Origin of the sequence: Bizionia paragorgiae (assembly GCF_900107625.1) — a bacterium.
In the GTDB taxonomy this organism is placed as follows: Bacteria; Bacteroidota; Bacteroidia; order Flavobacteriales; family Flavobacteriaceae; genus Bizionia; species Bizionia paragorgiae.
The window spans coordinates 12,438-28,409 of sequence record NZ_FNQK01000013.1; the positions used below are offsets into that span (position 1 = coordinate 12,438).

At 36.3% G+C, this 15,972-nt stretch carries 15 protein-coding genes; 4 read left to right on the forward strand and 11 right to left on the reverse strand.

Annotation, left to right across the window (positions count from 1 at the left end):
- Positions 1 to 23: 23 nt before the first annotated feature.
- On the reverse strand, positions 24 to 1,934 hold the full coding sequence (gene dnaK, locus BLV64_RS10100) for a molecular chaperone DnaK (protein WP_092134836.1): 1,911 nt from the start codon (positions 1,932 to 1,934) through the stop codon (positions 24 to 26).
- Between the two features lie 222 nt (positions 1,935 to 2,156).
- On the opposite strand from dnaK, the gene BLV64_RS10105 reads away from it, so the two are divergent.
- The 4 genes from BLV64_RS10105 (at position 2,157) to BLV64_RS10120 (ending at position 6,848) form a co-directional block, all read left to right on the forward strand.
- Complete coding sequence (locus tag BLV64_RS10105; protein ID WP_092134839.1) at positions 2,157 to 3,584, forward strand: L-serine ammonia-lyase; 1,428 nt, start codon at positions 2,157 to 2,159, stop codon at positions 3,582 to 3,584.
- 204 nt (positions 3,585 to 3,788) lie between these two features.
- Positions 3,789 to 4,607 carry a 3-methyl-2-oxobutanoate hydroxymethyltransferase gene (gene panB / locus BLV64_RS10110; protein ID WP_092134842.1) on the forward strand — a complete coding sequence of 273 codons (819 nt, stop codon included), beginning with the start codon at positions 3,789 to 3,791 and terminating at the stop codon, positions 4,605 to 4,607.
- A 69-nt stretch (positions 4,608 to 4,676) separates the two neighbouring features.
- Positions 4,677 to 5,375 (forward strand): RluA family pseudouridine synthase, encoded by a 699-nt coding sequence (locus BLV64_RS10115; protein ID WP_092134845.1) that lies wholly within the window; start codon positions 4,677 to 4,679, stop codon positions 5,373 to 5,375.
- 102 nt (positions 5,376 to 5,477) lie between these two features.
- Entirely contained in the window at positions 5,478 to 6,848 is a 1,371-nt protein-coding gene (locus BLV64_RS10120) for an aldehyde dehydrogenase (RefSeq protein ID WP_092134847.1), read from the forward strand.
- Positions 6,849 to 6,896: 48 nt separating this feature from the next.
- Here the strand turns inward: BLV64_RS10120 and BLV64_RS10125 are convergent, their stop codons facing one another.
- From BLV64_RS10125 to ade, 10 genes are all read right to left on the reverse strand, one after another.
- Positions 6,897 to 7,742: a sensor histidine kinase gene (locus tag BLV64_RS10125; RefSeq protein ID WP_245705899.1), complete on the reverse strand. Its 846-nt coding sequence runs from the start codon at positions 7,740 to 7,742 to the stop codon at positions 6,897 to 6,899.
- A gap of 777 nt (positions 7,743 to 8,519) precedes the next feature.
- A complete protein-coding gene (locus BLV64_RS10135) occupies positions 8,520 to 8,879 on the reverse strand; it encodes a hypothetical protein (protein ID WP_092134852.1) in 360 nt (119 codons plus the stop codon).
- 158 nt (positions 8,880 to 9,037) lie between these two features.
- Entirely contained in the window at positions 9,038 to 9,754 is a 717-nt protein-coding gene (locus tag BLV64_RS10140) for a hypothetical protein (protein ID WP_143034148.1), read from the reverse strand.
- A 7-nt stretch (positions 9,755 to 9,761) separates the two neighbouring features.
- A complete protein-coding gene (locus BLV64_RS10145; RefSeq protein ID WP_092134858.1) occupies positions 9,762 to 10,220 on the reverse strand; it encodes a hypothetical protein in 459 nt (152 codons plus the stop codon).
- A gap of 73 nt (positions 10,221 to 10,293) precedes the next feature.
- Entirely contained in the window at positions 10,294 to 11,832 is a 1,539-nt protein-coding gene (locus tag BLV64_RS10150; protein WP_092134861.1) for a YifB family Mg chelatase-like AAA ATPase, read from the reverse strand.
- Positions 11,833 to 11,867: 35 nt separating this feature from the next.
- Entirely contained in the window at positions 11,868 to 12,191 is a 324-nt protein-coding gene (locus BLV64_RS10155; RefSeq protein ID WP_092134864.1) for a hypothetical protein, read from the reverse strand.
- Between the two features lie 37 nt (positions 12,192 to 12,228).
- On the reverse strand, positions 12,229 to 12,696 hold the full coding sequence (locus BLV64_RS10160) for a hypothetical protein (RefSeq protein ID WP_143034149.1): 468 nt from the start codon (positions 12,694 to 12,696) through the stop codon (positions 12,229 to 12,231).
- Positions 12,697 to 12,707: 11 nt separating this feature from the next.
- Positions 12,708 to 13,301 carry an N-acetylmuramoyl-L-alanine amidase gene (locus BLV64_RS10165; RefSeq protein ID WP_092134869.1) on the reverse strand — a complete coding sequence of 198 codons (594 nt, stop codon included), beginning with the start codon at positions 13,299 to 13,301 and terminating at the stop codon, positions 12,708 to 12,710.
- A gap of 42 nt (positions 13,302 to 13,343) precedes the next feature.
- Positions 13,344 to 14,303 (reverse strand): YheT family hydrolase, encoded by a 960-nt coding sequence (locus BLV64_RS10170; RefSeq protein ID WP_092134871.1) that lies wholly within the window; start codon positions 14,301 to 14,303, stop codon positions 13,344 to 13,346.
- Positions 14,304 to 14,342: 39 nt separating this feature from the next.
- The gene (gene ade, locus BLV64_RS10175; protein WP_092134874.1) at positions 14,343 to 15,962 is read right to left on the reverse strand and encodes an adenine deaminase; all 1,620 of its coding nucleotides are present in this window, start codon (positions 15,960 to 15,962) and stop codon (positions 14,343 to 14,345) included.
- Positions 15,963 to 15,972: the final 10 nt, after the last annotated feature.

A 15,972-nucleotide genomic window follows, 5' to 3' on the forward strand; every position in this document is an offset into this window, starting at 1 on the left:
CTATGCAAAACTTGGGTTGCTGCTTACTTTACTTCTTCGAAATCTACATCTTCTACATCGCTACTTTCGTCTGCGTTCCCTGCTCCATTTGCATTTGCATCTGGTCCTGGTTGCGCTCCGCCTTGAGCTTCTGCTTGTGCTTTGTACATTTCTTCACTTGCTACTTTCCAAGCTTCATTAATTTTTTCTAAAGCAGGATCGATAACAGCAAGATCTTTAGTTTCGTAAGCTTTCTTTAATTCTTCTAAAGCGTCTTCGATTGGTTTTTTCTTATCATCAGATAATTTATCACCAAACTCACTTAATTGTTTTTCCGTTTGGAAAATCATAGAATCTGCTTCGTTTAATTTCTTAGCGTTTTCTGCTGCTTTAGCATCTGCTTCAGCGTTAGCTTCTGCATCGGCTTTCATTTTTTGGATTTCTTCTTCAGTTAAACCAGAAGACGCTTCGATACGAATATCTTGAGTCTTGTTAGTTGCTTTATCTGTAGCTGATACTTTAATGATTCCGTTTGCATCGATATCGAAAGTTACTTCAATTTGAGGCACTCCTCTTTGTGCTGGTGGAATACCATCTAAGTGAAAACGTCCAATAGTATTGTTATCGGCAGCCATTGCTCTTTCACCTTGTAATACGTGAATTTCTACAGACGGTTGATTATCTGCTGCTGTCGAGAATACTTGAGATTTCTTAGTTGGAATAGTCGTATTCGCTTCAATAAGTTTCGTCATAACGTTACCCATTGTTTCGATACCAAGAGATAAAGGTGTTACGTCTAATAATAAGACATCTTTAACATCTCCTGATAATACACCACCTTGGATTCCTGCTCCTAAAGAAACAACCTCATCTGGATTTACTCCTTTACTAGGCGCTTTTCCGAAGAAAGACTCTACTGCTTTTTGTACTGCTGGTATACGTGTAGAACCTCCTACTAATATCACTTGATCAATATCACTTTTTGTTAATCCTGCTGCTTTTAAAGCGGATTGACAAGGCTCAATTGTTCTTTTTACTAAATCGTCTATTAACTGCTCGAATTTAGAACGTGTTAAAGTACGTACTAAGTGCTTTGGTCCTGAAGCCGTAGCCGTTATATAAGGTAAGTTAATTTCTGTTGATTCAGAAGATGATAATTCGATCTTCGCTTTTTCAGCAGCTTCTTTTAAACGTTGTAATGACATAGGATCTTTTCTTAAATCCATAGACTCTTCAGCGTTAAACTCGTCTGCTAACCAGTTAATAATTTTATCATCAACATCATCACCACCTAAGTGTGTATCTCCTTCAGTAGATAATACTTCGAATACACCATCACCTAATTCTAAGATAGAGACATCATGTGTTCCTCCACCAAAATCGAATACTACGATTTTTTGATCTGTTCCTTTTTTGTCCATACCATAAGCTAAAGCTGCTGCTGTAGGCTCGTTGATAATACGACGTACTTTTAATCCTGCAATTTCACCAGCTTCTTTAGTCGCTTGACGTTGTGCATCGTTAAAATATGCTGGTACTGTAATTACTGCTTCAGAAACTGTAGCTCCTAAATAATCCTCGGCTGTTTTCTTCATTTTTTGAAGAATCATAGCTGATAATTCTTGAGGTGTATATAAACGACCATCGATATCTACTCTTGGTGTATCGTTGTCTCCTTTTACTACTTTATAGGCTACACGTCCTGTTTCATCTTTAGCATCAGAAAACTTAGTTCCCATAAAACGCTTAATAGAATAAACTGTTTTAGTTGGGTTTGTTACTGCTTGTCTTTTTGCTGGGTCACCAACTTTGATTTCGCCTCCTTCAACAAAAGCGATCACTGAAGGTGTTGTTCGTTTACCTTCTGCGTTTGGGATTACAACAGGCTCGTTTCCTTCCATTACAGAAACACAAGAGTTTGTTGTACCTAAATCGATTCCAATAATCTTACTCATAATTTTATATTTTTTTAATTTTGCGTTGTAAATGTTACGCTCTGTTTAAGACAATGATTATGCCAACTAAAAAAATATGACATCGTGTCAGTACATTTCATTTTATTAATAAATAGTAGCCTTTATATATCTGTTAACTTTCCCATTAATACCCTTGATTTATTTAGTAACTCCAGAACTAAAATCTATATTTGTAATACTAATTATAAAATGATTTGAAAAATGGAATGCATTTCGGTTTTTGATATGTTAAAAATAGGTGTTGGACCTTCAAGTTCTCATACTTTAGGCCCCTGGCGTGCTGGAGAACGTTGGATTTACGAATTAAAATCGGACGATGTGTTTAGCCAGATTGCCAACGTTAAAGTAGATTTATACGGTTCTTTATCATTAACAGGAAAAGGGCACGCGACCGACTTGGCCTCTATGCTTGGTTTGAGCGGATCGGACCCTGAGTACATTCCTACAGATACCATAGATATTATAATTGCATCGATTAACAATACGCATAAACTAGTCTTAAACAACGAACGGATTATTAATTTTAATCCCGAAACAGACATCGTTTATAACAAGTCCTTTTTACCTTTTCATGCTAATGGCATGACATTTACCGCTTTTAATGATCAAAATGAAGAATTACACCAATCGACCTTCTACTCTATTGGCGGTGGTTTTGTAGTTAAAGAAGAACGTACGGTTGACAAAGAGAATAAAGAATTAAAAAAGGAATTTCCTTACCCTATAGATAAAGCGCACGAACTCTTAGCTTTTTGTATTGCAGAAAACAAAACCATTTCTGAAATAGTATTAGAAAATGAACGTTCCCTGCGTACTGATGAAGAAATCGATTTCGAATTTAATCGTATTTGGGACACCATGTTAGAATGTATGTTTATTGGCTGTCATACCGAAGGTCATTTACCTGGCGGACTAAATGTACGTCGTCGTGCTTTTGACATGCACAAAAAACTAAACATTGAAGTCCCTTATGTATGCTCGAAAGAATGGATGCAAAGCATCAGACAAAGTGAGGTTAAATTCAGACAAATTTTAAAATGGGTAAGTTGTTTTGCACTAAGTGTTAATGAGGTAAATGCCTCTTTAGGACGTGTTGTTACCGCTCCAACAAACGGAAGCGCAGGAGTAATTCCTGCTGTACTCATGTATTATTTAGTCATTGAAAACCACGATGCTGGTTATGACGAAATCAAACAATTCTTATTGGTAGCGGGAGAAATTGGAAGCATCTTTAAAAAAGGAGCTACAATTAGTGCTGCTATGGGAGGTTGTCAAGCAGAAATTGGCGTATCATCGGCAATGGCTGCCGCTGCTTTATGTGAGTTATTAGGAGGGAGTCCGGAGCAAGTTATGATTGCTGCCGAAATCGCTATGGAACATCACCTAGGGTTAACCTGTGACCCTATAGGTGGTTTAGTTCAAATACCGTGTATAGAACGTAACTCTATGGGTGCCATTAAAGCGATTAATGCTGCCGAGTTGGCTCTTGAGACCGATCCTAAAAACGTTAAAGTTCCTTTAGACAAGGTGGTCGATACCATGTGGGAAACGGCTAAGGATATGAACACGAAATATAAAGAAACTAGCGAAGGTGGTTTGGCCGTACGAGTAAATTTAGCCGACTGTTAATCTGTACTATAGACTACAATAACAGCTTATAGCTTCAAAAGCAGCTCTATTAAAAAATACTTGACGCAAGAGAAAGCAAACAAAAATAACTAACCGGTCTACAGCAAATAGAAAGCCTTTCCGCTTGCGGAGGAAAATAAAATACGCTTGGTTATTGATAATTTAGTACTTTTGCACAACAAATAAAACGTAATACTCAAGACTATGTCTGTAGCTAAAAAACAATACAAAAGAATCACAGTAAAATCGTTAGTAGATATGAAAGCTAACGGTGAAAAAATATCGATGCTGACAGCTTACGATTATACCATGGCTAAAATTGTGGACGGCGCAGGTATAGATGTTATTTTGGTTGGTGATTCTGCAAGTAATGTTATGGCAGGTCATGAAACCACCTTACCTATAACTTTAGACCAGATGATTTATCACGCCTCTTCTGTGGTACGTGCTGTAGAGCGCGCATTGGTGGTTGTCGATTTACCTTTTGGTAGTTACCAAAGTGATCCTAAAGAAGCTTTACGCTCTGCTATTAGAATCATGAAAGAAAGTGGTGGCCACGCCGTAAAAATTGAAGGTGGAAAGGAAATTAAAGAATCTATTAAGCGGATTATTAATGCCGGAATCCCTGTGATGGGACACTTAGGCTTAACTCCGCAATCTATCTATAAATTTGGCACCTACACTGTTCGTGCTAAAGAAGAAGAAGAAGCAAAACGATTAAAAGAGGATGCCTTACTATTAGAAAAAGCAGGATGTTTCGCTATCGTTTTAGAAAAAATACCCGCTAAATTAGCTCAAGAAGTTGCCGAAAGTGTATCGATTCCAGTTATTGGAATTGGCGCAGGTAACGGTGTTGACGGTCAAGTGCTAGTTACACACGATATGATTGGAATGACACATGAGTTTAATCCGCGATTTTTACGTCGCTATATGAATCTTTACGAAGATATGACCACTGCTATTGGTCAATATAGAGATGATGTAAAAAGCAAAGATTTCCCTAACGATTCAGAGCAATATTAACCCTATTAAACAGACGTTATTTTATATACAATAACGTCTGTTCTCATTTTCCCATAACCCCATACTAACGTGTCTAAAGTTTTATCTAACGCTACAAACTTACAAGTGCTCTATGAAGACAACCATATTATTGTGGTTAATAAGCGCGCGGGTGATATTGTACAAGGTGATAAAACCGGAGATAAACCACTAAGTGATGTTGTTAAGAAATATATAGCTATTAAATACAACAAACCAGGTAATGTGTACTTAGGAACGGTACATCGTTTAGACCGACCAACCACAGGATTGGTTATTTTCTCAAAAACTTCGAAGGCCTTACCACGGTTAAACAAACTCTTTGTTTCTAAGGACATCGCTAAAACCTATTGGGCATTGGTTAAGAATAAGCCAAAAAAGGAAGCTGACACACTTATTCACTATTTAAAAAAGAATCCTAAAAACAATAAGTCTACTGCTCATATTAAAGAGGTTCCGGATAGTAAAAAGGCCATTCTACATTATAAAACCTTAAAAGCTTTAGACAACTATTATTTATTGGAAGTCAATTTGGAAACCGGTCGTCATCACCAAATCCGATCACAACTCTCGAGTATTGGATCGCCAATAAAAGGGGATTTAAAATACGGATTTGATCGCAGTAATAAAGATGCTAGCATCAGTTTACACGCTAGGTCGATTGCTTTTACCCACCCTGTTTCTAATAAAGACTTAAACATTGAAGCTCCCTTACCAAACGACCCTGTGTGGAATGCGTGTTTAGATTAGACATTCTATACTTACCAAACAAATATTTTATAGGCCTAAGAAATAAATTAGCCTTAAAATGATTACCTTTTGCTCGGTAAAATTCCTTAAAATATACAGTTTATGATTTCAGAAACGCTACAGTCGCAAAAAAACTATTTTCAAACCGGTGAAACCAAATCTATTGCCTACAGAAAAAAGATTTTAAAAGCGCTAAAAACGGAGCTTTTACTACGAGAAGATGATATTGTAGCGGCATTAAAAAAGGATTTTAACAAACCTGCATTCGAAAGTGTATTGTCTGAAACTGCGGTTGTTATTTCGGAAATCGAACTCACATTAAAGAAACTGAGTGGCTGGGCCAAACCAAAGCGTGTTTTTCCATCACTACTTAACTTCCCCTCTACCGATAAAATTTACTCTGAACCTTATGGTACCGTTTTAATTATCGCACCATGGAATTACCCTTACCAATTAGCATTAGCACCGTTAATTGCGGCTATAGCAGCAGGAAACACTATAGTTTTAAAACCTAGCGAACTTACACCAAATACCTCATCACTAATTAATAGTATAGTGACCACGGTTTTTAAACCCGAACATGTTAGGGTTATAGAAGGCGGTGTCGACGTTTCTCAAACTCTGTTAGCACAACGCTGGGATTATATCTTTTTTACCGGAAGTGTTGCCGTTGGCAAAATTGTAGCTAAGGCTGCAGCTGAACATTTAACACCTACGACCTTAGAATTAGGAGGGAAAAACCCGTGTATTATTGATGATACTGCTCCAATTGGCTTAACGGCAAAACGCATTGTTTGGGGAAAATTCCTAAACGCCGGCCAAACCTGTATTGCACCCGATTACATACTAATACACCACACTAAAAAAGAAGCCTTTTATACGGCATTAAAAAACGAAATAGACAAGGCGTATTCCCCAAACCCACAACAATCTGATGATTATGCACGCATTGTAAACACGAAAAACTTTGAGCGTTTACAGGCTATGCTAACTAATGAAAACTGTGTGATTGGCGGAGACACATGTAGCGAACACCTATATATCTCCCCTACGGTAATCGATGAGCCCGATTTGGATAGCGAGGTTATGAAGGATGAGATTTTCGGACCTATATTACCTGTGATTTCTTACAGCAACACTTCTGAATTAGAGTCTATTATTTTAAAATACGAAAAGCCATTATCGCTCTATGTATTTACAAAAAGCACTGCTTTCTATAAAAAGATTATTAATACATTTAGTTTTGGTGGCGGCGTTATAAACGATACGATTATTCATTTTATAAACCACAGACTGCCTTTTGGAGGCGTTGGTAATAGTGGGATTGGCGCTTACCATGGTAAATTATCTTTCGACACTTTTTCACATCAAAAAGCAATTGTTAAAAAAGGAAATTGGTTAGACCTTCCTTTGCGTTATGCCCCATATAACAATAAGCTAGGCTTTATAAAACAGGTACTTAAGTGGTTATAAAAACTTAATAAATAAGCTCTAGAGCAGCTCTCGTATTCTGCCACTGCCTTATTTTTTAAAACTACTTTTAAAAGCCTCTTGATAGGGATAATTAATTTCTAATTTCATACCCTGACCGTTCGCTGTGGTTAATTTAAATTGAGCATTAATCAGTTCGGCTCTATTTCTCATATTAATGAGTCCCGATCCTTTTTCTGCTGAAGCTATATCGAAACCAATACCATTATCTATCGCTGTAATGATTAAATGATCTTGGGTAAAATTAAGCACAATTTGAAAGGAAGTCGCTTTTGCGTATTTTATGGTATTCGAGATACATTCTTGGAGAATTCTAAATAAGATTATACTCTGCTTACCTTCAGTAAACAAAGCGGGATTACCCTTAACTTCTATGGAAGCATCAATTAACTTTAATTTATTTAAGCGATTAATTTCACTGCTAATAGATTCTTGAAGTCCGCGATTAGAAATCACATCACTATTCAAGGTTTTAGACAAGGCTCGCAACTCGCTTAAACTATCTTTAACTGCTTGCTTGGTGTCGGTAAAAGACTCCTTAAGATCGGCAGGAACTTGCATGGCCAGAATACTCATATTCATATTGGCTACCGATAATATTTGCCCCACATTATCGTGCAGCTCTTGTCCGATGTTTTTTAGTGTTTGCTCTTGAATTTCAATCTGAGTTATGGAAATTTCCTCTTGAAATGCTTGTTCACGTTCAATTTTCTCTAGAAGTAATTTATTTTTTCGTTTCTGAAATACAATAAAAAAGATAATAATAAGCGAGCAAACGATAAGTAAAACACCAATCATATACGCTAATAAATAACGCTCTGCAGCCGTGGACACATTTTGTGTGCTTATTAAAATAAAAAACAATACTATATTCATAATTGGCATTTTAAAACTAGGGAATCTACAGTCAATTTACTCGTGCAACATAAGGACACTATGAATTTTTTTTGAACTCTGGTTTACACCACCATAAAGCAAAACTAAATGTAAAATACATAAACATATTGGCAAACAAGTGAATTTGCCATTTTAGGATTATAAAATTCCAATCGGCAGACCTAAAATATAAGTCATAAAATGTTAGAGGCGTTACAATAATCCACCATAAAAAAATAGCGATAGTAATATAAAAATATAAGTGCTTATGCATCTGTAAAACAGCATCACTTTGTAGTAATTCGAATAAATAAAAAGCACAACACATCAAAATAATTAGCGCTCCTAAAAGTTGAAAAACAGGAAATGTTTGTTTAAATAAGTCTTGGTAATTAATCAGAATAAAAATTACAGAAAAACCAAAATATAGAATGGTAGCAGCTTTAATAATCCGCTTAAACGCAATGGACTTAATTATTTTTTGATATAATACGGAGAACAATAAAATTACGCCTATATCGAAAGCTAAAGTATACCACCAATAATTTTTTCTAAAAACCGAATTATATAGGGGTTCTAAAAATTCAACCTTACCATAAAGTCTAGGGTAATTCCCTACTAACTCAATAGCAAACAAGTAAAAAATTATAATTATAAAAAAAAACTCGGGGTTACCTTTGTACTTTTTAATTGAAAAAAGGCCGGCAAAAACAGCTATTAATATTGTACTATTAGTCAGTAAGAAATAATTTTGTCGAAAAAACTCTTCCAAAATATTTAGTTTGGGTAGTCTTCACCTGGAGGCATACCATTAGCTCCCTTATCCATACCTCTAGCCTCTGGAATATCTTTATTCTCACTGTCAATTTCTTCTGTAGGCACCATAAATATTGTGGTTAATCCTTTTGGCGCTTCTTTTGTAGTCTGCACTCCCAAATAAAAGCGCACGCCATTTACTGTTGGATTTTCTGCCTTGATAAGGCTTAAAAATTGCTCCATATCCTCTAAAGAATACCAAGACGAACGATTGTCGGGCTGCCCGGCCGCAGTCTCGTTTTCTTTAGCTCTTAAAGATGTCCAATTATCGTTTAACTCTTTAGCTTCTGCAGCGGTGATTATTCCTTTTGGTGTTGACATTTAATGTTTTGGTTAATGGTTAATTAGAATCTAAAATTATAAAAAAATCTGTTAACAACACTACTGTAGTAGTTTTATTACAAAAAATATACAAAATTGCCTTTTCCAAAAACGTTAATCCTATTTAATATAACTTCAAACCACTTTACACCAATCACTTAACTGTTTTTCGGATTAGAAACCAGTAAGCCAATTATGAAAATTAAATACATAAATACAATAGAGAATAGAAATACCATAAATTTAAAAAACACAAAACTATAATCATAGGCATTGAAGTATTTTTCATAAAACTCTAAAGGCGTTGTTAATAACCAAAAAACCAAAATACCACAACTAATATAAAACGTCATAGTTCTATAAAACACCAAAATAGTATTGGAGTTCGTGAGTTCTATAAAGTAAGAGAAAACCAAAAACAAAATGGTTAACAAGCCTAGTAATGTTATAGGGGTATAAAAGCCACTATATAACACGTGATAATTTACACTTACTAAAACAATAGAAACTACGGCAAAAGAAATAGCTACATATTTTATACTTGTTTTTAAAGTCTTGTTTTTAATAATTTGATAGTAGTAGAACGAAAAGAACAATGGACTACCAATAATCCAAAAGACCTGAAAAAGCCAATAATTTTTTACAAAAAGAGTATCCTCTACAAGGAAAAACAACCAACACAAGACACCGTCTTTAGTTATCCATACGGTATAGTTCCCTAAGGTCTCTATAAGTAGCGCATAGGCTAAAAAGTAAATAAAATATTTTACTGGGGTATCCTTATATTTTCTAAAACTTAAAAAACCTACAACACATGCCAATAGCTCGATACTAAGGATTAAAAAACTGTAATTTTTAAGTATAAAATCTTTCAAAAAAATACTATTGTGGGTATGTTGCTTGTGGTGGCATACCATTACTGCCCATATCTAATACTTTGGCGGAAGAAATATCTTTGGTATCTCCGCGATCATCTTCAGTAGGAACGATAAATACTGTTGTATATCCTGTTTCGTCAGTTTCCGTTGTTTTCACCCCCAAATACAAACGAAAACCATTAACACGCTCTTGTTCCGTTTTCGTTAAGGCTATATAGTTTTCCATATCTTCCAAGGCATACCACGTAGAACGGTTGTCAGGTTTTCCTGCGGCACTATCGTTTGCCACCTTTCTAAGTGCAGTCCAATTTTCATCAAGCACTCTTGCTTGAGCCGGTGTAATTACACCTGATGGTACAGCAGGCGTGCCATTTCCAGGAGAAGATAATGTGCTTTTTAAAACGAAATAGGTAACTCCTACTCCAACAACAAGTCCTAGTAATAAAATTCCAAATGTTTTCATAATTGATTAATAGCGTTAGGTTTATAATTTATTAATTAGTATTTAAATACCGTAAGTTTTGATTCTGGAACGTTTAGCCCAACCATCCTTCACGATCTAAACTTCTATACTGAATCGCCTCGCTAATATGCGAACCGTTTATGGCTTCGACACCTTCCAAATCGGCAATTGTTCGTGATACTTTTAAAATGCGATCGTAAGCACGGGCGGAAAGATTTAAGCGCTCCATAGCGGTTTTTAACAAGCCTTTCGACGCCTCGTCCAACACGCAATATTTTCTTATTTGTTTGGTATTCATTTGTGCATTATAATGCACAGCTAAAGATTCTTTAAAACGTTCTGTTTGAAGCGACCTTGCCAAAGTGACACGCTTTCTTATATCTACAGACGATTCCCCTTTACGCTCGTCGCTTAATTTTTCGAAAGGCACAGGAGTAACTTCAATATGGATATCTATACGATCTAGTAACGGCCCAGATACTTTACTTAGATAACGTTGCATTTCGGCGGGGCTTGAAGTTACTGGAGCATCGGGATCATTGAAATACCCACTAGGACTCGGGTTCATACTAGCAACTAGCATAAAAGACGAAGGATAGGTCACCGTAAACTTTGCTCTAGATATTGTCACTTCGCGGTCTTCTAGCGGCTGACGCATAACTTCGAGCACCTCGCGTTTAAACTCTGGCAGTTCATCTAAAAACAACACGCCATTATGCGATAAAGATATTTCTCCTGGCTGGGGATAACTTCCCCCACCAACAAGAGCCACATTGGAAATGGTGTGGTGCGGACTGCGAAAAGGGCGTTGCGCCATTATACCAACATGCGATTTAATTCGTCCTGCAACCGAGTGAATTTTTGTCGTTTCTAAAGCTTCATTTAAGGTCATAGGTGGTAAAATACTTGGCAATCGTTTTGCCAACATAGTTTTACCTGCTCCAGGCGGACCGATTAAAATAATATTATGCCCTCCCGCCGCTGCTATTTCCATACAGCGTTTTATGGATTCCTGACCTTTAACATCACTAAAATCAAATTCCGGGAAGTTGAGATTTTTTTCAAATTCTAATTTAGTATCGATAATAGTTTCTTCTAGAGGCTCATTCTTATCAAAAAAGTGAATTACTTGCTCGATATTATCTACACCATAAACAGTTAATCCTTCAACAATAGCAGCTTCTTTTGCATTTTGTGTCGGTAAAATAAACCCTTTAAAACCTTCTTCCTTAGCTTTTATAGCAATAGGAAGCACACCTCGAATTGGCTGTAAGCTTCCGTCTAAGGACAATTCACCCATAATAAGGTATTCATCTATTGTTTCTGCTATAATTTGATTAGAAGCAGCCAATATACCAATAGCCAAAGTTAAATCGTAAGCACTTCCCTCCTTGCGTAAATCGGCAGGTGCCATATTAATAGTGATTTTTTTACCTGGAATTTTGTAACCGTTATTTTGAAGCGCTGCCGCAATACGGTAGTTACTTTCTTTAATGGCATTATCAGGCAAGCCTACCAAGTGATAGCCTATACCGCTATCGACATTGACTTCAACTGTAATTGTTGTGGCTTCAACTCCAAACACCGCACTTCCAAAAACTTTTCTCAGCATAAACGCCTGATTTTTACAACAATGTAAGGAAAATTTTACAATACAACACGAATTACCGTATCAACCACTGTTTTAATAATTTTATTTTTTAAGTGTCCTAACCGACGTTTAGAAGCTCCCGCTGCATACAAGGCTTCTAAGACCAAAATATCTTTCTGACTTTTTACTAACCACTCATAATCTTTAACGGTTAGTTCTGTGGATACCAATAAGTGCGTCCACCGTTCTAATTTTACCTTTGAAGATTCCAAAAAGGCATCAATATCTTCCTTTGCTTCTTCCTTATATTCGGCATAACTTTCCCCTAGAACACGGATTAACTCCTCTTTTATCAATTTTAACAACTCTTCGAAATCCATAATTTAGCGGTATTAGTTTTTAATATTAACGACATTTTTATTTCTCTAAAAAATTGAGAATATTAGTTTCGTTGGTTTTATTTTTTTCAGCTTCATATTTAATGATTAAGTCAAAAGCCTCCATAATTTGTGCCTTAGCCTCCTTGGTAAAGGCTTCAGACAGTTGTTGCTCCTCTTCCCATCGTTTTAAAAATCCTCCTAATAGATTCCTGTCTTCATTCTCTAACAATTGAAGCATAGCATACGAAATGGAGTTATTAGGTTTGTTTTTTTCATACTCTACTAACTTCTTCAAATCCATTCGCAACCCCGTGATTACGTTAATATGATCGCGAAACGGTGTTGTAGCATGGTCAATAATAGCATCGCTTTCAACTTTTAAGGAAATGGCTTGTTGATAGGAATACTGGTCGTAAACTGCCGTTTTTAAACTCTGACATGAAATGACTAAAAAGGTCATTATTAGCAGCACTAGTGATCGGGTGTAGTTTTTTTTTAAAAGCATATTGATGGGTATTAGAATATTTGGTTTTGGATTCTAGTAATGGCATTAACGTGATACTTTACAATACGCTCACGACCTTCTTTAGTGTTTAAAATGGACTGAAAATCTTTAAGACTGTCCATAAAGAAGTTTTCGGTTAAAACCGCGGGCATTTTGGTTTTCCTCAACAGGAAAAACCGCCGTTCTTTATCTAAATCAAAATCTGAGAAGTCATGTCTTAAAATTTCTTTAGGAAATTCAGATTGAAAAGCATCACCAAATACAGTAGCTATAGCATCGCTTTTTGTTTCCCCTGGGCTAGTATAGACTTCAAAGCCAGAACCACCACCAGCATTAGCGTGAACAGAAACCAAGAACGCATCTTTAAAGTTATACCTGTTGGCACGATTAACACGTGTTTGCAAGGTAACATCACGATATTCGGGTGTAATATTGACGTATCGAATACCTAAACGGGTTAGCGCTTCGATAATGCCGTTTACGATAGCGCGATTAAATTCGCCTTCATAAAAGACACCTTGGGGTCCCCAATCTTTTTGCTTACCAGAAGTCTGGTAAACACCATTTATAAGTCCTCCATGGCCATTGTCTAATAACACCAACATAACGAAACCAATTGATTTCCTTAAAGTTAGTAAAATTTTAATCTAAATGGATTGAATAAACTCTAAAGTTCGTTTCTCGCTATAATACAGGTTATTTTTATCGTAAAAGCCGACGTGTCCTCCATACTTAGGCATTTCTAAAAATAAATTCGGATTGTTTTTAGCTTCTTTTACAGGATAACACTCCGGGGATAAAAAGGAGTCATTAAGTGCATTAATCAGTAATGTAGGTATTGAAATCGACGGTAAAAACTGTCGGCTACTGCTCTTTTCGTAATAATCGTAAGCATCTTGAAACCCATGAGCTTTAGACGTGTAAACATCATCAAAATCTTTTAAGGTTTTTACCCTGTTAATCATATCTTGCGATACGTCTTCAGGAAAATGGAGTTGCTTCCGTTTTAGTTTTTCGATTAGGTGTTTTTTAAACCGTCTATTATATAAACTGTTTTTAACCGTATGCAGCTGCAACATCGACCCTTTTAAAAATACTGGAACTGAAATAGCAACTGCTCCTTTTATTGAAGCTGGCAAATCATTATGAGTTCCTAAATATTTCAGCAATACATTGCCACCTAAACTAAAACCGTTAAGATAGATTTCCGTGTAGTTTTTATGTTTAAGTACAAACTGTATGACCTCATCTAAATCTTCCACGACTCCAGAATGGTACGAACGGTATTTTATATTATCCTCACCACTACATCCCCTAAAATTTATACAAACGGCATCACCTTCTTCTTCATTAAAAAGTTTAGCCACACCCAACATATAATGCCGTTGAGCATCGCCTTCCAGTCCGTGAAGAACAACTATAAGTTTCTCCGATTTTTTCTTAGAAAAACTCCAATCTAAATCGATAAAATCCCCATCCGATAAGGTGATACGCTCACGTTCTTGCTGCACACCTTTTACACGGCGCATAATTCCGGAGTAGATTGTCGCCAAGTGACCATTTTTAGAATAAAAAGGCGGTTTGTAAGTCGAGGTAATTATTGGCATTTAGAATCTGTTTTTATACTAATTAATACAATGTAGGTTTTAAACCTCCAACGGGGTAAATTTAAAATCGGTACCGTTAAATAAGCCTTTATCACTTAATTTTAAAGCAGGAATCACTAATAAGGCCATAAAAGACAAGGTCATATAGGGTGCTTTTAATGTGCATCCCATTGCTTTAGCCATTTGGTCTAATTCGGCATATTGCTTACCAATAGTGTAACCATCCTTATCACTCATAATCCCTGCAACTGGTAAGGCTACTGTTTTTGAGTTTGTATTATTAACCGCACAAATCCCACCTTGAGCTTCAATAATAGCATTTACCGCCTTACAAATTTCAGCATCATTAACTCCGACAGCAATAATATTATGAGAATCATGACCTACCGAACTGGCAATCGCCCCTTCTTTTAATCCGAAATTTTTGATAAATGCAACAGCTGGTTTTTGATTCTGATAGCGATTAACAACCGTCATTTTTAAAACATCTGTCTTCGTGTTGGACACTAAATTTCCGTTGTCTATTAAGGATTCTGTAATAATCTCATGGGTCACCAACTCGCCATCTAAACACGCTATAACGCGAATATTTTTAGCGGTTGATTCATATCTAAAATCTTCAACCGTCTTAAGGTCGGTATTAAAATTATTCAAATTCTCGAAGGCGACATCCTTAATATGTGCTTTCCCTTCTGAATACACGCAGTTCCCATCAATATAAGTTGCCACGGTTTTAAAATCTATTAGGTCCTTAACCATAATAAAATCGGCAGCATCTCCTTTTTGTAGTAATCCCACATCCAAATTATAATGTTTTACAGGATTAACACAGGCCACTTGCAAAACCTTAAACAGGTCCATTTGTTTAGCAATTGCTCGCGCACAAAGGGCATTAATATGGTTAATCATTAAATCGTCGGGGTGCTTATCGTCACTACAAAACATCATATTTTCATAGTACTCAGGTAACAAATCGATTAAAGCGTTAAAATTTTTAGCAGCACTGCCTTCACGAATAATCACTTTCATACCCTTTTGCAACTTCTCTAGAGCTTCTTCATAAGTAAAACACTCATGGTCTGTAGAGATTCCAGCCGCAATGTATTTTGTAATCGCTTCACCTTTTAATCCCGGGGCATGACCATCTACTGGTTTATTGTAGTGTTTGGCCCATTTTATTTTTTCTAATACCTGTTCATCATCAAATAAAACGCCCGGATAGTTCATCATTTCGGCCAAATATTTTATATCCGGATTTGCCATAAGGGTTTTAATTGCATCGGCATCGATAACCGCTCCTGCCGATTCAAATTCGGTTGCTGGTACACATGACGGTGCTCCAAAATTAAACTTAAACGGGGTCTGCTTTCCATTTTCAATCATAAACTCTACCCCTTTTACTCCTAAAACATTAGCTATTTCATGAGGATCGGATACCGTGGATACGGTACCGTGTGTTACCGCTAATTTAGCGAACTCGCTAGGGACTAACATGGAACTCTCAATATGAATATGCGCATCTACAAATCCTGGTAAAATAAAGGTCTCTACAGCATGATCTCGTTCTTCAATCGCAACAATTTTACCCGCTTCAACCGTAATTTCTCCTTTATAAATGCGTTTGTTTTGTATATCGACTAGTTGTCCTTGTATTTTCATTTTTGGTATT